General features: G+C 50.4%; 16 protein-coding genes. 12 read left to right on the top strand and 4 right to left on the bottom strand.

Annotation, left to right across the window (positions count from 1 at the left end):
- Window positions 1-51: 51 nt before the first annotated feature.
- Window positions 52-513, bottom strand: coding sequence for a low molecular weight protein-tyrosine-phosphatase (locus tag ACEPST_RS02505; RefSeq protein ID WP_204121522.1), 462 nt, complete (start codon window positions 511-513; stop codon window positions 52-54).
- Window positions 514-616: 103 nt separating this feature from the next.
- On the opposite strand from ACEPST_RS02505, the gene ACEPST_RS02500 reads away from it, so the two are divergent.
- The 10 genes from ACEPST_RS02500 to ACEPST_RS02455 all read left to right on the top strand — a co-directional run bounded on the left by ACEPST_RS02500 (window position 617) and on the right by ACEPST_RS02455 (window position 10,537).
- Window positions 617-1,192 (top strand): LemA family protein, encoded by a 576-nt coding sequence (locus ACEPST_RS02500; RefSeq protein ID WP_203646831.1) that lies wholly within the window; start codon window positions 617-619, stop codon window positions 1,190-1,192.
- A gap of 8 nt (window positions 1,193-1,200) precedes the next feature.
- Entirely contained in the window at window positions 1,201-2,091 is an 891-nt protein-coding gene (gene htpX, locus ACEPST_RS02495) for a zinc metalloprotease HtpX (protein ID WP_203646833.1), read from the top strand.
- A gap of 74 nt (window positions 2,092-2,165) precedes the next feature.
- Entirely contained in the window at window positions 2,166-2,951 is a 786-nt protein-coding gene (locus tag ACEPST_RS02490) for a hypothetical protein (protein ID WP_203646835.1), read from the top strand.
- Between the two features lie 216 nt (window positions 2,952-3,167).
- Complete coding sequence (locus ACEPST_RS02485) at window positions 3,168-4,553, top strand: UDP-N-acetylmuramoyl-tripeptide--D-alanyl-D-alanine ligase (RefSeq protein WP_204121521.1); 1,386 nt, start codon at window positions 3,168-3,170, stop codon at window positions 4,551-4,553.
- 192 nt (window positions 4,554-4,745) lie between these two features.
- Window positions 4,746-6,338: a DEAD/DEAH box helicase gene (locus ACEPST_RS02480; protein ID WP_395390484.1), complete on the top strand. Its 1,593-nt coding sequence runs from the start codon at window positions 4,746-4,748 to the stop codon at window positions 6,336-6,338.
- A gap of 657 nt (window positions 6,339-6,995) precedes the next feature.
- Window positions 6,996-8,138, top strand: coding sequence for a hypothetical protein (locus ACEPST_RS02475; RefSeq protein WP_204121519.1), 1,143 nt, complete (start codon window positions 6,996-6,998; stop codon window positions 8,136-8,138).
- 183 nt (window positions 8,139-8,321) lie between these two features.
- The gene (gene acpS, locus ACEPST_RS02470; protein ID WP_204121518.1) at window positions 8,322-8,681 is read left to right on the top strand and encodes a holo-ACP synthase; all 360 of its coding nucleotides are present in this window, start codon (window positions 8,322-8,324) and stop codon (window positions 8,679-8,681) included.
- Window positions 8,682-8,683: 2 nt separating this feature from the next.
- On the top strand, window positions 8,684-9,805 hold the full coding sequence (gene alr / locus ACEPST_RS02465) for an alanine racemase (protein ID WP_204121517.1): 1,122 nt from the start codon (window positions 8,684-8,686) through the stop codon (window positions 9,803-9,805).
- 82 nt (window positions 9,806-9,887) lie between these two features.
- Window positions 9,888-10,121, top strand: a complete 234-nt coding sequence (locus tag ACEPST_RS02460) for a hypothetical protein (RefSeq protein ID WP_125765507.1) — start codon at window positions 9,888-9,890, stop codon at window positions 10,119-10,121.
- Window positions 10,122-10,156: 35 nt separating this feature from the next.
- A complete protein-coding gene (locus ACEPST_RS02455) occupies window positions 10,157-10,537 on the top strand; it encodes a type II toxin-antitoxin system PemK/MazF family toxin (protein WP_125765508.1) in 381 nt (126 codons plus the stop codon).
- Between the two features lie 121 nt (window positions 10,538-10,658).
- On the opposite strand, the gene cbpA is transcribed toward ACEPST_RS02455, so the two are convergent.
- From cbpA to ACEPST_RS02440, 3 genes are all read right to left on the bottom strand, one after another.
- Window positions 10,659-11,300 carry a cyclic di-AMP binding protein CbpA gene (gene cbpA / locus ACEPST_RS02450; protein WP_048732552.1) on the bottom strand — a complete coding sequence of 214 codons (642 nt, stop codon included), beginning with the start codon at window positions 11,298-11,300 and terminating at the stop codon, window positions 10,659-10,661.
- Between the two features lie 311 nt (window positions 11,301-11,611).
- Window positions 11,612-13,000 (bottom strand): L,D-transpeptidase family protein, encoded by a 1,389-nt coding sequence (locus tag ACEPST_RS02445; protein ID WP_204121515.1) that lies wholly within the window; start codon window positions 12,998-13,000, stop codon window positions 11,612-11,614.
- Window positions 13,001-13,562: 562 nt separating this feature from the next.
- The gene (locus tag ACEPST_RS02440; protein ID WP_125765510.1) at window positions 13,563-14,528 is read right to left on the bottom strand and encodes an L-lactate dehydrogenase; all 966 of its coding nucleotides are present in this window, start codon (window positions 14,526-14,528) and stop codon (window positions 13,563-13,565) included.
- 828 nt (window positions 14,529-15,356) lie between these two features.
- Here ACEPST_RS02440 and pth point away from each other — a divergent pair.
- Together pth and mfd are read left to right on the top strand one after the other, a co-directional pair.
- Window positions 15,357-15,914, top strand: a complete 558-nt coding sequence (gene pth, locus ACEPST_RS02435) for an aminoacyl-tRNA hydrolase (RefSeq protein ID WP_204121514.1) — start codon at window positions 15,357-15,359, stop codon at window positions 15,912-15,914.
- 16 nt (window positions 15,915-15,930) lie between these two features.
- Window positions 15,931-19,482, top strand: coding sequence for a transcription-repair coupling factor (gene mfd / locus ACEPST_RS02430; protein ID WP_203646851.1), 3,552 nt, complete (start codon window positions 15,931-15,933; stop codon window positions 19,480-19,482).
- Window positions 19,483-19,512 lie beyond the last annotated feature (30 nt).

Raw genomic sequence — 19,512 nt, 5'->3', positions numbered from 1 at the left:
TAGCCCTACTTGAATCAAGTTACAATCAAGTAAGGCTAAGGGGTAAGTAGCTTATTTGTTCAACGCATCCAACCAGGCAGGTAAGGCTTCTGCCAGTTCCTGATAAGTCAGTTCAAATTTATGGGTGTACCAAGGATCGTCAATGGCCTCGCCCTCACGACCGGGTAAGATATCCAAGCACAACTTGACCTTGGCCTGGTCTTCCACGGAAGGGGCTAACCGTTGTAGGTTATATAGGTTGCTGTGGTCCATGGTAATGATGGTGTCCGCCCACGCAAAGTCGGCGTCTGTGATGGGTCGTGACCGGTGCTGACTGGCATCTAGACCGTGGGCACGCATGGTTTTTAAGGCACCCGGATGGGGATGATTTCCCTCTTCTTCCGGACTGGTAGCTACTGACTTAGCCGCAAACTTATCGGTGAGCTGGCGGTCAATCAGTAGCTGATTAAAGATAGCTTCGGCCATCGGGGAACGGCAAATGTTGCCAAGGCAAACAAACAGAACGTGTTGCATGGGGTAACCTCCTAATTAATGGTAAAGACGGGCGTAGTTGCTGGAGTCCGTCTTGACCGTTTGTTATGATGAGTGTACCAGAAAAAATAGGAGGAGTGCACATATGGTAGCAATTATTTTAGTCATCGTGCTGGTCTTGTTAGTCGTTTGGTACATTAGTTCTTATAACGGCTTGATTCGGACCCGGACGCACGTTCAAGAATCATGGAGTCAGATTGACGTTCAGTTAAAGCGGCGGAATGATTTGATTCCCAACTTGGTTTCGACGACCAAAGGGTATGCCAATTACGAACAGTCGACGTTAAAAAAGGTGATTGCCTTGCGGAACCAACTGACCGAAGTGCCAGCTGGTGATCACCAACAAACAATGGAAGTTTCTAACCAACTTTCGACGACGTTGCGGTCATTATTTGCCTTGTCTGAAAATTACCCAGACCTGAAAGCGAATACGCAGTTTACCCAATTAATGGAAGAATTAACCAATACCGAAAACAAAATTTCTTACTCCCGGCAGTTGTACAACAGTTCCGTGGCTAGTTTAACGGTGAAGATTCAATCCTTCCCAAGTAACATTGTCGCTAAGGTTCACCATTTCCAAGAGAGCGACTACCTGCAAGTTCCTGAAGAAGAAAAAACGGCGCCGAAGGTTAACTTCGATGACTTTGGCCAAGATAAGTAGGCGATAACATGTTGTATGACCAAATTGCCATGAATAAACGGCGAACGGGTTACGTCATGTTTGGCTTCGGGGTGCTGACCCTAGCGATTGGCGCGGCCTTGGGCTACCTTTTCTGGAATAGCTGGCTTTCCGGGACCGTGATTGCGGCGGTCGTCGCGGTCGTGTACATGCTGATTATGATTAGCCAGTCGACGAATGTGGTCATGAGTATGAACCACGCCCGTGAAATTACGGATGTCAGTCAAGCACCTCAGTTGTGGCACATGATTGAAGACATGGCGATGGTGGCTCAGGTTCCCATGCCCCGGGTCTTCATCATTGACGATGCCAGTCCCAACGCCTTCGCTACCGGTAACGACCCGCAACACGCGGCAGTCGCGGTGACCAGCGGCATTCTCTCACGTCTCAATCGTGAGGAAATGGAAGGTGTTATTGGCCATGAGATGTCTCACGTCCGGAACTATGATATTCGCTTGCAGACCATTGCCTTGGCTCTGTCTGCCGCAATCGGCTTGCTGGTTAACTTTGCCAGCAACTGGTTCTGGTGGGGCGGGAGCCGGCGGCGTGATGACCGCGACTCGGGCGGTAATGTGATTGGACTGGTTATCTCAGTCTTCCTCATTATCCTAGCGCCACTTGCGGCTAGCATTGCCCAGATGGCGTTGTCCCGTAACCGTGAGTATTTGGCTGATGCGTCTAGTGTTGAACTGACGCGGAACCCACAAGGCTTGATCAGTGCCCTAGAGAAGATTGACGATAGTGCACCGATGAAAGAGGCTGACCCGAATAGTGCAGCTCTTTACATCAGTGACCCCTTCAAACACAAGCAAAAATTTGCGGATCTGTTTGCGACCCACCCACCAATGGCTGACCGGATTGCCCGGTTGGAAAAAATGTAAAAATAGTGAGCGGTTGTGCCCGGTTTCGTAGTACAATTAGATGTGATTGAAACTAGGGGAAAGAGTGTGCGACCATGCGCGGAAATTTTATTTATTTGAGTCTAGAACCCGTTACGAATATGATCTATTCGTTGGGCATTTCACCAGCTGATTTTTTGAATGGGGTGCCAGCCATCCCCAACCAACTGCTCTTGCTGAACGAAGAATCGGGTAACGATGTGGAAATTAATCCGCACACCCGGTTGCAGACTGTGACGGGGCAAGCGCAGATTCGGCGCTATCTGTTAGCCAAACACGAACACGATGTGAAGTGGCTGGATTACGCGCACGGCGATGACTTGGACTTTCTATTGCCCAGTGAAATCGCTGAGCTCCTTTACCTAGCGCACATGGAAACGCACCTGCGAACCCCATTTTACGCCAAGCTTCAAAATGAGTACGCGTATTTGACGTTGCGAGACGGGTTTTACAAGACTTACTACCGGCACCTGTCAGACTTTGACCACGTGCTCGAGGTTAGCATCAAACGCCACTTGCGGTCGATGCACAATAACCGGTGGGTCTTTGCCCGACCATTGGCTATCTCAGACGTGCCGCACGAGATTTTACTGCAATTGATTCAGGGCTTGCTCGATGGCATGATTGTGGCCTTTGATCAGTTGGTTGAGCGGCACCGCATCTATGTGATTCCGGTACGGGCCATTACCCATCCGGAACGACAAAATACCTGGTACTCACAAGAAGAGGTCTATGCGGACTCTCGTGAAGTGGCGAGTCTGCGGTACGATCTAGCCACGCGTGAATGGGCACTAAGCATTCACGATAACCAAGTTTTTAGTGACGTTGGCGATTTAATTTAAGGCGTGTCAAGGGGAGCTGGACTAGTGTCTGGCTCCTTTTTTGCGTCCACGGCCGGGAAGTTTTTGCAGGACTTTTAAGTTAGCCGATGGCAATCCATGGTATAATGTGACTCAGAATCTAATGCGGAACAAACCGGACGGCCACGCTGCTGTCTGGCTAGTAATTTGAAACCGGGGCGGTCGAGGGGATCGTTTCGTTAATTAGGAGTAGAAAACATGAAGATGCAGCTTGCTGAAATTGCTCATGCGGTTGGAGCAATCAATGATTTCGAACAATGGCGTAGTGTTAGTGTAACGAGCGTGGCTTTTGATAGTCGTCACCTGCAACCGGGTGGCCTCTTTATTCCATTGACTGGTGAACAAGACGGTCATCAATTTATTCAGTCGGCCATCGACCACGGTGCCGTGGCAACTCTCTGGGCCCGCGACCTCGCAACTGCGCCAGCCGATTTTCCAGTGATTCAAGTCGCTGATTCATTAAAGGCGCTGCAAGCGCTCGCGCAATATTACCTATCTAAAATTAATCCCCGGGTCGTTGCCATTACCGGGAGTAACGGGAAAACGACGACGAAGGATATGATTGCCTCCGTCCTGAGCACACAGTTCAACGTAACCAAGACCCACGCCAACTTCAACAACGAGATTGGGGTTCCCATGACTGTGCTCTCCATGGAACCCAATACGGAAATGTTAGTCGTTGAAATGGGGATGGACCGACCAGGCCAGCTCGATTTCTTGAGCAAGCTGGTGTCACCTGATTTAGCAGTGATTACCATGATCGGTGAAGCCCACATCGAGTTCTTCGGGACCCGTGACAAGATTGCGGATGCTAAGTTGGAGATTACCCATGGTTTAAGTGATGACGGTATCTTCGTCTACAATGGCGACGAACCCTTACTGCAGGAGCGGGCAGCCGAATTGACCCAGCGTCAATTTACCTTTGGGCAAACCGCAACGGACACCATCAACGCCACGAGTGTGAATGGGACGTCCACCGAGACCCAATTTACCACGAACCAATGGCCAGACCTGACGTTCACGATTCCCATGATTGGGACCTATAACGTCAACAACGCCTTGGCTGCGTTAACGGTGGGGAACGTTTATCGGATTCGGCCCGAGAACATGCAGCGGGCGTTGAAGACGGTCAGCCTAACCGAGAACCGGGCTGAGTGGGTGCAGAGTGCCAGTGGCGCCGCTATCCTGAGTGACGTTTACAACTCAAATCCCACGGCCGTCAAGGAAGTCTTAGCAGCCTTCTCGAAGACCCCGGTCACGGGCAAGCGGTACGTGGTATTGGGCGACATGCTGGAATTGGGCGACCAGGCGGATGCCATGCATGCGGGCCTGGCAAGTGCCATTGATCCAGCGGCCATCAGTCACGTGTACCTGGTTGGCCCCCACATGGCCGCGCTTCAAACTGCGCTCGCTAAGGAGCAACCAACATTGCCAGTCTCACATTACGAAAGTGCCGACCTGGCAACGCTTTCAGCCGATTTGCAGGCGCAATTAACTGCCGATGATCAGATTTTATTAAAGGGATCTCACGGCATTCATTTGGAGCAAGTGTTGGCGGCATTACAGGATTCTACTGAAAATTAAACTGAAAAATAAGCAACTTCCACAAGTCGTGGGAGTTGCTTATTTTGTTTCAGCGTTGTATGATGGCTTAGTTGTATTTATGAAACGAACTTATCCCGCCATAGCCAATCACAGTCCGCACCACGGAAAACGGATTTTTTCCAAGAACCCTGAGGCACTATGGCGACGTACCCATTTAGGAGGAAATTATTTTTGAAGTTTAAAGAACTGGGTCTTTCCGAAGACCTACTGAACGCAGTTACGACAGCAGGTTACGAGGAAGCGACCCCAATTCAAGCCGAGACAATCCCCATGGTTTTGGCTGGTCAAGATGTGATTGGACAAGCCCAAACCGGGACAGGGAAGACTGCGGCCTTCGCTTTACCAATCTTGGAAAAGATCGATAAGAGCAACGAAAACGTTCAAGCGTTGGTTGTTTCTCCAACACGTGAACTTGCTATCCAAACCCAAGAAGAAATTTATAAATTAGGCCGTAACGAACGGGCTAACGTCCAAGTCGTTTACGGTGGGGCTGACATTCGTCGCCAAATCAAATCCTTAAAGAACCACCCGCAAGTGGTTGTTGGGACCCCGGGTCGTTTATTAGACCACATTCGTCGTCATACGCTGAAGCTGGACCACGTGCAAATGCTGGTCTTGGATGAAGCCGATGAAATGTTAAACATGGGTTTCTTGGATGACATTGAAGACATCATCAAGCAATTGCCAGAAAAGCGTCAAACGATGCTCTTCTCCGCAACTATGCCTCCCGAAATCAAACGGGTCGGTGTCCAATTCATGCAAGACCCTAAGCACGTGAAGATTAAGGCTAAGGAATTAACGACCGACTTGATCGATCAATTCTACGTCCGTTCACGTGATTTCGAAAAGTTTGATGTCATGACACGGTTCTTCGACGTGCAATCACCAGACTTGACGATTGTCTTCACGCGGACTAAGCGCCGGGTTGATGAAATCTCAAGCGGTTTGCAAGCTCGTGGTTATAACGCTGCTGGGATTCATGGTGATTTGACGCAAAAGCGTCGGACGCAAATCATGAACGAATTCCGTCATGGTAAGTTAGATATCTTAGTGGCAACCGATGTGGCTGCTCGTGGTATCGATATCAATGACGTGACCCACGTTTACAACTACGATATTCCACAAGATCCAGATAGTTACGTTCACCGTGTCGGCCGTACCGGTCGTGCCGGGAAGCATGGTGTTTCCATGACTTTCGTAACGCCTAACGAAATGGATTACCTGCGTGAAATCGAAAAGCTGACGAAGGTGCGTATGCTGCCTTTGAAGCCACCTTCGGATGAAGAAGCCCTGGTTAGCCAACTGGGCGCTGCTAAAGAAGAAGTTGACGCTTTAGTTAGCAAGACGGACACTGAAAAGTATGCTAAGACGGCTGAAAGCCTCTTAAGCCAATACGATGCTGAAGACTTGGTTGCAGCGCTCTTAAACGACTTAACCAAGGACAGCAGTCAGGTTCCTGTTAAGATCACGCCAGAACGTCCATTGCCTAAGCGCGGTGGCAAGGGTCATGGCGGTGGCGGTTACCATCACGGTGGTGGTAATCATCGTCGTGGCGGTAACGGCGGCGGTGGCTACCGTGGCCATCGGAACAACGATTCACGCGGCGGCAGTCGTGGCGGTTCACGCGGCCATGATTCTCGCAACCACGACTCCCATGATTCACGGAGCCATGGCGACAACCGGAGTCACCGTAGCAACGGTGGCAACAGTGGTCGGCGTAACGAAGGTGGAAGCCGCGGCTTCACCATTCGTAAGAAAGACTAGTTTCATTTAAATTGATTAGAGGGGTCCTCACCAGTCGCATACTGGTGAGGATTTTTTTTGTATAGAGAGCGTGGAACGAGCCGATTAGACTCTGAGCATTAACGTAGCTAAGGGAATATCCCCGCTCCTGGGATATTTTCTTAGCTGGGTTAAGCGCAGGAGTCTGGCTCGTGGAGCACGTTTCGGAAGACGCCAGGATCGGAATATATAATTGGATGAAAATCTAATGACCTAAGATAGATTAGTTAAGCGGAACCAGTTGTCCTGTGGAACGCGTTTCGGAAGCCGCCAGAACCGGGATGTATAATTTAGAGGAAAGTCTAGTGACCTGAGATAGGGCTAGGTAAGTGAAAACGAATTGGCTGAACTATCAACTGAATGTTCAACAACAAGAAAGTTCGTGCACCAATCTGCTGAATTCCACGATTTTAACCAGATAATCTCTAGAAAATCACTTAAATCGGACTAAATCTGAAACTTTTTTCAAAAAAATTCACCCAAAATAAAAGCCGGTAAATCAACGTTCATGCAATAAATTCACACTATAAATGTATTTTGATAAAAAACATTAGTTGCAATTCAAAATCGAACATGATATAGTTTCCTTATCGAATTGATACGACAAAACTTATGACAATAACCACGGAGGTTAATTACATGGCAAATCACTTTGACTTACACGCTGCACTGATGCTCGCCACTCAGCCCGGGCCATTCGTTACCATGACTCTACCGGTTACCGGGGTTCCGGCCACTGACCGCACCCAATTCAAGAGTTTGCTTAAACAGGGGAAGGAACGGTTACTCGCCGTTGCACCTGACAGAACGTGGTCGGCTTACGCGGATGCGTTTGACCCCTTTGACCACGGTCCGTTGACTAACGGGAGTGCGAGTGGCCTGCTGATTATGGCGGGAGCCACGGATAGTTATCATTATTGGCTCCACTCACCAGTGTCGGCGACGGTCACGGTGACTTACCAGCCAAACGTCCTACCGATTTTACAGGCACGAGACAAGACCAGTGACTACGACCTGCTCCTCTTGGGACAAAAGTCCTTTGAACTGGCACAGGTCCGGAGTGGGCGACCAGAATTGGTCAATCTTCCCGTTGACGCGCCAGCGACCATGAATCACGCCTTAGGCACCGAGCAGCGTGGGCGGGGTCGTTGGCAACGGTCTGCAGGCGAGCACACCCATTACAGTGGGACGGGTTCCCTAGATACGGCCAAGGCCGCGGACCAACGTAATTACTATATGATGGTTGACAGCTATGTGAGCCAACACTATTCCAATCTGGATCAGGTGCCGCTGATTTTAGTGGCGAGTGCCAGTGACCAAGGCAACTTCCGGAAAATTTCGCAAAATGCCTATCTGGATCCCGCGGTTCGGTTGGTTCAAAATCCCAATTTAGCGGCGGCGAACCAGACCTTAGCGGCATTGACCCTCAGCGTGACTGAGCAACGGCACGTACAGGCCACTCAGATTCGCCACGATGCTTACCAACGAGCACGGCAAGGCGAACAAGTTGTGCAAGACTTGGGGGCCCTCGCGACGGCCACGGTTCAGGGGCAAGTGCTCCGGCTATGGTTACGCGAGGATGCCAGTCAACCTGGGCACCTGACGGAAAAGGGTGAGGTCTTAACCACGACCGCCCTGAGCCGCCAGAATAACCTGTACAACGATTTAGCCCTCTTGGTTAGCCGTTTAGGCGGCCAAGTAGAGGTCCTCCCGGCAGATGCCATGCCGACCCGGAGCCCCGTAGCTGCGCAACTGCGGTTACGTGCGGCGGTGTTACACTAAAAGACGACATAACATAGTTCCATCAGGGAGAGCGGACAGAGAGACGCTTTCCTTTTTTACATATTAAAGGGCAAAATGTTTCTGCAATTAAGTTAAGATTCGGCTTAACCGGTTAAGTTGTGGGGGTCAATGAGGGGGGGCTGTGCTAAAATATAACGTAGACATTATAGGAGAGGTGACGCCATGATTTACGGAACCGGCATTGATATTACGGACTTAGCCCGGGTCAAAGACGTGGTCGCGCGACAGCCGTTATTTTTGAACAAGGTTTTAACGGCTGCCGAGTTGCAGGCGTATCAACGGTTGAGTGGTCAACGAGCGGTAGAATACATTGCCGGTCGGTGGTCAGCTAAGGAGTCTTACAGTAAGGCCATGGGGACCGGAATCGGGGCAACTGTGGGCTTCCAAGACGTTGAGATTCTGGACAACGCTGCTGGGCAACCAATCGTGGTCCGTCACCCATTCGGGGGAGTCGCTCACGTGTCCATTTCACATACGGCCACGCTGGTGATGACTCAGGTCATCTTAGAAAGAGGGAACTAGTCATGGTAGTTGGGGTTCATCGGCCGACACAGTTAGTGATTGATCGGCAGGCATTAAGAGAAAATATTCACGCAGCGGTTTCGCGGTTAGCGGATGGTTGTGCCTTGTTCATGGTCGTTAAGGCCAACGGCTACGGTCACGGGGCAGTTCAGGTGGCGCAAGCGGCTAAGGATGCGGGAGCGACGGGCTTTTGTGTGGCCATTTTAGATGAAGCGTTAGAGCTACGGGCCGCTGGGTTCAACGAACCGATCCTGGTATTAGGCGTCAGTGATCCCGCGGACGCCCCATTGATGGCAACGCAGGGCATCTCAGCCACGGTTGCCGCCCAAGATTGGTTGGTCGAAGCCAACGCGTACCTGACATTGGCGCATCCTGCCCAACCGTTGCGGGTCCACTTAGGTTTGGACACCGGGATGGGGCGAATTGGGTTCAAGACCCCAGCCGCCTTACAATCAGCGGTAGCTTATCTAAATGACAACGATACCCTTGATTTTGAAGGAATCTTCACGCATTTTTCGACGGCCGATAGTGCAGATGACCGCTACTTTAAGCAACAAGTCACAACCTGGAAAACACTGACGGGGGCCTTGGACCATTTACCCCGCTACGTGCACGTGTCAAACTCGGCAACGAGTCTGTGGCATGCGGAATGCAATGCCAACATGGTTCGGTTTGGGGTGGCCGGCTACGGTTTGAATCCTTCAGGAACCGCTGTTAAACTGCCATATACCTTACACCCAGCGATGAGTTTAACCAGTGAACTGGTCCACGTAAAAAAGGTTGCGGCGGGTGAGTCCGTGGGCTACGGTGCGACCTATACGGCCAGCCAAGCCGAATGGGTCGGTACCGTACCGATTGGGTATGCCGATGGCTACGAACGCCGGTTACAAGGCTTTCATGTCTTAGTTGATGGTCAACCTTGTGAAATTATTGGTCGAGTCTGCATGGACCAGCTAATGGTGCGCTTACCCGCCGAGTATCAACGCGGAACCCAAGTCACACTGGTCGGTCGTGATGGTGACGAGACCATCAGTCTTCAGGACGTGGCGGACTATTGTGGGACGATTCATTACGAAATTGCTTGTGGTTTCACGAGCCGGTTGCCGCGGTGTTACCGTCATTAATTTACGGTGTTATTGTGTCCTGAATTGCCGATTCGTGGTAAACTAGATGAGACGAAGTGATTAACTTGAGGAGGGGCAATTCATGGCTCAGTCACAACAATTAAATCAACCACAGTTACGGCTCCACATTACCCGCAATGCGCGGCATGAAGCATTGATTCCACTGCATTCGGCGGCTGCACGCAAGTTAGCTTTGATTGTTGGATACCAAGCGATGGCTCTGATCAACCGGGATTTAGCCCGGGCCTTCACACCCTGTGAAGAGGAAGCCGAACGGCGGTTAACCCAGTTTCGTAGAACCGAGATCAAGAATTAAGAACTAAAATCTAATCAGATAGGGGATGGCGGCCCATGGCCCGTGTTGAAGTCAAACGCGGTGACGTTTTCTTCGCCGACCTATCACCAGTCGTTGGTTCGGAGCAAGGTGGCATGCGCCCCGTGTTAATCATCCAAAACAACGTGGGGAACCACTATAGTCCGACCGTAATCGTGGCGGCAATCACCGCTCGGATCGAGAAGCCAAAGATGCCAACGCACGTGGGCATCTCGGCTGAACGAACCGGAATTGAGCGGGATTCCGTCATTTTGCTTGAGCAAATTCGGACAATTGATAAACAACGGTTGAAAGACCAGGTGACCCATTTGGATGTCAAGACCATGGCAGCGGTAGATGCTGCCCTTGCAACGAGTATCGGCTTGGTGGACAAGGCGCGTAAGAAAAAAGCGAAGTAGATTTAGTACATAGCAGTCATGCACGTCAAAAAACGGTCACGCACAGTTGGTTTGTGGGTGACCGTTTTTTAGTGTAAAAAATAGACCCACCGGCAAATGCCGCGGGTCTAAAAGGTTACGGTTAGTTTTCGTGACGCAGATCTTCAATTTCCGGAACGTGGAATTCTTTGCGTTCCAGTGCCTTGACGATCCGATCAAGCTTTTCTTCGTCAACTTCTGCGGGGAGGGTGAACATGGTCCGGTGAACCAGTTCGCCTTCCTGGGCATCCAGACTGATGACACTGGCAATCGACGTGTACTTGGTGATGATTTTGGCCATCCCAGCCAGGTCACCACGTTCACCGGCTGATACGACGGTGATCACGTAACTCCCAATGTTCACGTTCCAGGATTGTGACAGCATGTCCATCAACCGGGTATGCGTCAAGATACCATAGAAGGCATTCTTGTCGTCTAACACGGCGATGTAAGGCAGGTCCTTGATGGAGAAGAACACGTTGAAGAAGGCCGCGTTAACGGAAATAAACTTCGTGGCATTTTTCAGCAGTGATGTCACTGGGAGCTGCATGTCGCCGCCGCGAGACTTGTGGCGATAGATATGCATTTTGTAGATGTTCCCCCGGAAAATTTGCCCCGTTTCATCTAGAATCGGCACACATCGATAGCCCGAGTCTTCCAAGACCTTTAAGGCTTGTTCCAAGGTGACGTCCTCGCGAACCGTAACTAAGCGTTCCTTCGGTTTCACTAGGGATTTAAGCAGCATAGCAGATGACCTCCTAAAATTAGAAACTTCTAATAATCTCTTCTAATAATACCATATTTCACTCGCCAACGGGTAGCAATTTTCGGGGAATTTCGTGGTAAAATAAAAGAAAGCGTGGTTAAGGAGGGTGGACTCGTGAAGAATACAGATGATCCCGATAACAAGCCGATTATCACGAAGAAGTGGCTTTACTGGACCCTAGCGGCCTTCGTGGCAATCTTGGTCTTGTTGGCAATCGGTATGATTTTCTAAACGACCAAATAAAAAGTTGCGTCACCGTTAAAGGTGGACGCAACTTTTTTAGATTTCCATTAGAAGACAATGACGGGGGTGCCGACCTTCACGTTCGCAAAGACGGACGCAATCTTGGAAGGTGGCGTGTTCACACAGCCGTGTGAGCCATGTGCCTTGTACCAGGTCCCACCGTATTGAGGTTGCCATGGCGAATCGTGAATCCCGACACCGGTATCATCGATTGGCATCCAGTACTTAACCTTGGATGCGTAGCTGGAACCGTTATCGTTTTGACCTCTTAATGTGGTGTTCCGTTGCTTACTCCAGATGACCCAAACTCCGGCAGGCGTATGGTGTGCCGTGGTTGGTAATCCAGTAACAACGTCAGTAGAAACGACGACTTTTCCATTTTTATAAACCCACATGTGCTGATTGACTTTATCAACTTCAACGTAAGACTTGCCAATATCTGTGCCGTTATTGTGGTAGCCACTCCCTTGAATAGCAGGGGTGCGATCCATGCCCTTACCGGCCAGAACCAGTTTGCTAAGCGCTGGCGTCTCGGTTTTCACCTTGATGCTCCAGCCATACAGACCGGCAGGAACTTTAACCGTCCCGCGCTTGGTGGACTTGAACGTCCGTGTCTTATGAATGGTGCCATATTTTGTACTTAACTTGGTCAGGTAAGTCTTGATGGCAGCGTCATCCGTTGCCAACTGACCGCCCTTAAAGGTAACCCAGCTAGCTAACGTTTCGCTAGGGACCGTGATCTTGTGACCACTGAGCTTGTAGACGTAAGTTTGTTGGGTGATGGCTGTAGCCTTGGTCTTAGCGGCCTTAAATGATGCAGAAGTGGTCGTGACCTTAGGCTGAATGTAATCGCCGGCAACGTTGATTGTCGTCGATCCCTGTTCAATGGCCGTCGTGATGGACTTGGCTAACTTATCGGTGTCCAGTTGATTACCCTTTTGTTCCTTGGTCACAGCCCAAGAACCATCTTGGTAACTGAACGTGGCGTCCTTAGCAGCCGTCCGCGTCTTGTTCGCTTTGGTCGCAATCTTGGTGGCCAAAGTTTGGACGCTTTCTTGATTCTCGTCACTGGCGTTGAGCGCAATGCTATCTGCCGTGGCGGTCGTCACGTGAACGGGCCAACTCCAAACGTTTTGTTTACTGATGAGTTGCTTAAGGGCCGACTGTGACGTGACCTTCAAGTCGACTTGGTTCGTTTTGATCGTGGTGACGGTCTTGCTGCCGTCCTTTAACGTGTACTGCTGATCCTTCAGAGCTGCTTTTAACTTGGTGGCCGCTTGGCTCGCCGTGCTCCCACCGACGTTGACGCCGGCAATCTCAGTGTCCTTGAAGAAGACCTGAGCAGAAGAATAGTGTAAGGCTTGTCCCACGTAAATGGCACCGACCGCTACAGCAGCGGTAACGATGCCAATCACGAAGGCTTTTTTCTTTTTCATAGGTGTGACCTCCTAAAATAGCCAGTGGAGGAAAAGTCGTCATGCTTAACTATCACCAATAGCATACCCCAAGCTTACTTCAAACTACCTTAAATCGCAACGTAGAAGCATTAATGTTAACGGTTACATTACTTTCATATCAGCATCTAAAAGAATTAAAAAAATTTCAGGCGTGGGTATTCCGGGCGGTTGACCATTAATTGATTAATAGACCGCAGACATAGATTGACGATTTTTAAAGGTAAGGGGGTCCTAAATAAAATGGGGTGGGTCCGTTGTGGCTAACTTAATTGTGTGCACCTAGTCTTGAACACTAGGTAAACGCCGATTTGAAAGGGTTCTTGTTCGTGAATGATTAAAATAGTCAGTGGGTAAATCGTCAATGAACCAGTAGACCATTAATTTGACCTAATCATTCCACGATTACCGCCTTATGCAAAATAACTGGCAGACCACCTTAAGTCTATCTCAGCTTTTGCCAGCGTGGGTGGTTCCGTAAAAAATGGGACAAAAAAATCGCCGCTCCACAAGGGAACGACGATTCGAAAATTTAAGCTAAAGATTAGCCTTCAAGAGCAGCTAAACCATCAGCAGTAACCTTCTTCAAGGTAGCAGCTGACTTAGCCATCAAGTCTTTTTCTTTGTCTGAAAGTGGCACTTCGATAACCTTTTCAATACCCTTAGCGTTGATGATTGCAGGAGTACCGATGAAGATATCGTCCAAACCATATTCACCGTTCAATGGGGCACCAACAGGCAATACGGCGTTTTCGTCACGCAGAACAGCCTTAGTGATCCGCATCAAGCAGGTAGCAACACCATAGAAGGTTGCGCCCTTACGGTTGATGATTTCGTAAGCTTTGTTACGAGTGTCGTCTTCGATTTTAGCTAAGTCGTCATCAGAGATGCCGTGTTCCTTAGCAATGGTCTTCAATGGCTTTGAACCGATAGTAGCTTCGTCGTAAGCGGCGAATTCGGAGTCACCATGTTCACCCATGATGTAAGCTTCAACGTTCCGTGGGTCAACATCCAGCTTGTTAGCCAGAGCAACGCGCAGACGAGAAGTGTCCAATGAAGTCCCGGAACCGATGATCTTTTCCTTAGGGAAACCAGAGAACTTCCAAGTAGCGTAAGTTAAAATGTCAACTGGGTTAGCAGCGATGATGAAGATCCCGTCGAAGCCGGAATCAACAACTGGCTTAACAACAGCCTTGATGATCTTAAGGTTCTTGTTAACCAAGTCCAAACGAGTTTCGCCTGGCTTTTGTGCGGCACCGGCAGTGATAACAACAACGTCAGCATCTTTGCAATCGTCGTAGCTACCAGAGTATACGTTCTTAGGTGCGGTGAAGACTTGTGCATCTTCAAGATCAAGAGCGTCTCCTTCAGTCCGTTCCTTAACAACGTCCACAATAGCTAATTCTTCTGCTAATCCTTGGTTTACCATTGAGTAGGCGAATGCTGAACCAACAGCACCGTCCCCAACTAAAACAACTTTTTGATGAGTCTTAGTAGTCAAATTCTTCATCTCCAAATAAGTATTTTGACATCAAGGTACGCAATAATACCCGTGAGTTAGTATACCATGTTAAAAGGATGAAAGCCATTGCGTGAGCTAAAATTTTGTGAAAAATATCATTTATCTTTTCAGAGACTGACCAATTAGTGGAAAATCACTCGTGAATTTAGCCGTGAACAGGTGACACTTAATCACTGTAAAGTACTGGTAAAACCCGACATAGAGATATTTGTATTCGGAATGGATCACGTTTGTTTGACTGAGCAAGCCTTACGTGAATAACGCAACCAACCACTCGGCCAATAGGTTAAAGAATAGCCGGTCTACCGCCAGTGGTAGCGGAAAACTTTCACAAGCTCGTTAAAATGGCGGGGTCGTGAATCGTGAAAGCGCCTGAAAATTTTCACATGGAAAACGGGTAAAAACGGTCACACTGGAGTTCTACGCAATTTAATGAAGAAAAATAAATGTGAAAGTTTGTCAAAACGGGGACGAGTCGGTTGGTGTTTCATCGGATCTAGCGGCAGTGATTGTGCCGGGGCATTTTCGGGTGAGCGGGCCGGTCACTGAGAGATCAGAGAAAGCAAGGTTAACGGGGCGGTGGCCACCTATCGTGAGCAAGACGATTGGTTCCTGGCAGTCCTGTCAGGAGGGGAGTGGTAAACCGTTGCGAACCCGGTCAGGATGCGTGAAGTTCGGGGGGGACTATGCTATACTGACAGGTGGTAAATTTGACAAAAAAGATAACCTGAGCGGCTGAACGAGGAGCAATGGCTTCCGTCCAGCTCTTTTGTCTCTAGCTCGGAATACACAGCTTTAAGGGAGAAATTTTAAAAAATGAAAATGATTGTTGGTTTAGGAAACATTGGTCCCCAGTATGATGGTACGCGGCACAACACCGGCTTCATGGTCGTCGATGCCTTTGCCAAGGAACACGGCATTGACCTGACGACGCGGAAGATGGATGCCAAGTACGGCAGTGGCATGGTCAACGGCGAAAAGGTCTTAGTCGTCAAGCCGACGACGTTTATGAATGAATCCGGCCGGGCCGTTCATCCCATCATGAACTACTTTAAGATTGACGTGTCAGACATCATCGTGGTTCACGACGACATGGATCTCCCACTGGGTCGGATTCGGTTACGGGATCACGGCTCTGCTGGGGGTCATAACGGGATCAAGAGCATCATCGCCCACGTCTCGACCGAAAAATTTGCCCGGTTACGGGTCGGCATTGCCCACCCCGAACAACACACCGTGGTCGACTACGTCTTGGGTAAATTTACCAAGGACCAACAACCGCTCTTCAATCAAGCAACGGATAAGGCTGTCGCTGCGTTGGATGACTGGTTAAAGGGCACCGAATTTACTCAGTTGATGAACCTGTACAACTAGGATAGGAAGTTATCGCGTGAATTTAGAAGCATTTATGACGCAGACGACGCAGTTTAAAGACATCAAGCGGACGTTAGCGCCCGGCCAACGCCAACTGGTGACCGGACTCAACGGTTCTGCCGAGACTTTATTCATCGCCAGCCTGCTCCATGATCAACAACGATCAATCGTCTACGTGACGGATACGCTCTATCACGCGGGCCAACTCGTCGATGACCTGGCGAACCTGCTCAGGGACGACGAGTTATTTGAATTTCCAGTAGAAGAGTTATTGGCGGCGGAAGTGGCGACCAGCTCACCCGAGTACCGGTCATCGCGGATCGATGCCTTACGGGCGTTGCAGAGCGACCATCCTGTTGTGATTGTGACGGCGCTGTCTGGCCTGCGGCGGTTCTTACCGGCACCGGCTAACTTTGCGGCGGCCCGGTTTACCGTTAAGGTCGGCGACGACTTTGACCTGGAAGACTTGCAGCAGCGGCTGTTTGCCATGGGCTATGCGCATCAGAAATTGGTGGCTGGCCCCGGGGACTTCGCCGTGCGGGGGTCCATCGTGGACATTTACCCGCTGGCGGCCGATTATCCGGTTCGGCTGGACTTTTTTGACACCGAGGTCGATTCGCTGCGCTACTTTGACCCGGCAACCCAACGCAGTATTGAAAATGCTGAGACGGTTGAGGTCTTGCCTGCCACCGATTTCATTTTAACGGCGGCGGAACGGACAGCGGGCGCGGCAGCTCTGACGGCTGAACTGACCAAGCAGGCTGGCAAATTAGCAGCGGATGCGGCCACGAATCTGACGGATCAGGTCCAACCGCTGATCGATGGCCTGAAAAAAGGGTCCGTCGATCCCCAGCTAATGGAGTTTGCGGATTACTTATTCCCAGAACACAATCAATTGCTGGACTACTTACCGGCTGATGGATTGGCGTTGTTCGGGGACTATTCGCGTCTACAAGACGCCGAACGGCAATTATTAGAAGATGAAGCCAATTGGGCCACCGATAAGTTGAGTCATCACCAGATTTTTGCACACCAAATTTTTGGCGGTGAACTGCGGCCCATCGTGAAGGAAGACAAGCACGCGCAGCTGATGCTAGCCCTGTTCCAGAAGGGGATGGGGAGCTTACGGTTCCAAGCCATCACCAATATCACGACGCGTGCCATGCAACAGTTTTTCGGGCAACTCCCTGTCATGAAGACGGAAATCGACCGCTGGCAGAAGCAAAACCAGACGGTCGTGCTCCTGGTTCAAGATGAGGAACGGCTGGAAAAAATTGAGCAAACGTTGGATGATTTTGAAATCAAGGTCGTCTTGACCAAATCCGCCAACCTCCAACCTAATCTGACCCAGCTGGTTCCCGAACGGTTGCGGACCGGGTTTGAATTGCCCGAGGCCAACCTCGTGATCATTACGGAAGCCGAAATGTTCCAGAAAATCACGAAGAAGCGGGCTCGGCGGCAGACCATGGCGAACGCCGAACGGTTGAAAAGTTATACCGACTTGAAGCCCGGCGATTACGTGGTGCACGTCAATCACGGGATTGGGAAGTTCATCGGGATGCAGACGCTGACGGTCGATGGGGTCCATCAGGACTACATGACCATCGATTACCAAGACAACGCACAGTTGTTTATCCCGGTCACCCAATTAAATCTGATTCAAAAATACGTCTCCTCAGAAGATAAAAAGCCCCGCATCAACAAGCTGGGTGGGTCCGAGTGGGCCAAGACCAAGCGAAAAGTCGCGGCCAAGATTGAGGATATTGCGGACGAATTGGTCGACCTCTATGCCAAGCGGGCGGCCGAAAAGGGGTTTGCCTTCCCAGTCGATGACAGTCTACAGACGGACTTTGAAAATGACTTTCCGTATGCCGAAACACCTGACCAACTCCGAACCGTCGAAGAGGTCAAGCACGACATGGAAAAGCCCCGGCCAATGGACCGTTTGCTGGTCGGTGACGTGGGTTACGGGAAGACCGAAGTCGCCTTGCGGGCAGCCTTTAAGGCGGTTGAAGCGGGTAAACAAGTGGCCTTTCTGGTCCCAACGACCATTTTGGCGCAACAACATTACGACACCATGGTTAGTCGGTTTGAGGGTTATCCCATTAATGTCGAAATGTTTTCGCGGTTCCGGACGACCAAGCAGATTCACCAGTCCATCAAGGATTTGGAAAGCGGTCAGCTGGATATCGTGGTGGGCACCCACCGGTTGCTCTCACAGGACGTGAAGTTTAAGAATTTAGGCCTGGTCCTGGTCGATGAGGAACAACGGTTTGGGGTCAAACATAAGGAACGGTTGAAGGAATTAAAGGCCAACGTGGATGTCTTGACGCTGACGGCGACCCCCATCCCCCGGACGCTCCACATGTCCATGCTGGGTGTGCGGGACCTGTCAGTAATCGAAACGCCACCGGCCAACCGATTCCCTATTCAGACTTACGTCATGGAACAAAACGCTGGCGCCATTCAGGACGGAATTCGCCGGGAAATGCAACGGGGCGGCCAAGTCTTCTACCTGCACAACCGGGTGGATGACATTGAAAAGACGGTCGGCCAGGTGCAGTCCCTGGTGCCAGAAGCCCGGGTCGGCTACATTCACGGGAAGATGACGGAGGCCCAGCTTGAAGGGGTGCTCTTTGACTTCCTGCGCGGGGAGTACGACGTGTTGGTCACGACGACCATCATTGAAACCGGGATTGATATTCCCAATGCCAACACGTTATTCGTTGAAAATGCGGACCGGATGGGTCTGTCACAGCTGTACCAGTTGCGGGGCCGAATCGGCCGAAGCAACCGGGTGGCTTACGCCTACTTCACGTACAAGCCGAACAAGGTCTTGACCGAGGTTAGTGAAAAGCGGCTGGAGGCCATCAAGGACTTCACCGAACTGGGTTCCGGCTTCAAGATTGCGATGCGGGACTTATCCATTCGGGGGGCCGGTAATTTGCTTGGTAAGCAACAACACGGCTTCATTAATTCTGTTGGGTATGACTTATACACGCAAATGTTAAGTGAAGCCGTTGCCAAGAAGCGTGGGAAGCAAACGCAACCGAAGACCGATACCACGGTCGAACTGGGCGTTGAGGCTTACCTGCCAAGCGACTATATCGAAGACGAACAACAAAAGATTGAAATGTACAAACGCATTCGCCAATTGGAAAATGACGATGAGGTCAGTGAGATTCAAGCGGACCTTATCGACCGGTTCGGGGAATACCCGGACGCCGTCAGCCAATTGCTGACGATTGGGCAATTGAAATTGGCGGCGGACTTAGCCTTAGTGGATAAGATTCGCCGAGTCAACGGGGATGTCTTTGTCACGATTTCTAAGCGCGGCACCAATATCCTGGGTGGCGAGGATGTCTTCAAGGCCTTAGCAGCCACGGATCTGAAGGCGACGGTCGGCATTACCGATGACCGCCTCCACGTGAAACTGGTCATTCAACCGAAGATGACGGTCAATGACTGGCTCCCTCAGGTCCAACAATTTATGGCGGCGCTCAGAGATATTGTGGAAGTTACCACGAAACCAAAGACAGATGATAAACAACCCAAGGAACAGGCGTAGGACGTCTGTCTTTTGGCAGGAGGAGGAACC

The sequence above is a fragment of the Levilactobacillus sp. FUA 3915 genome (genome assembly GCF_044053135.1).
Lineage (GTDB): Bacteria > Bacillota > Bacilli > Lactobacillales > Lactobacillaceae > Levilactobacillus > Levilactobacillus lanxiensis.
This window is presented reverse-complemented; position numbering and strand designations above follow the sequence as displayed.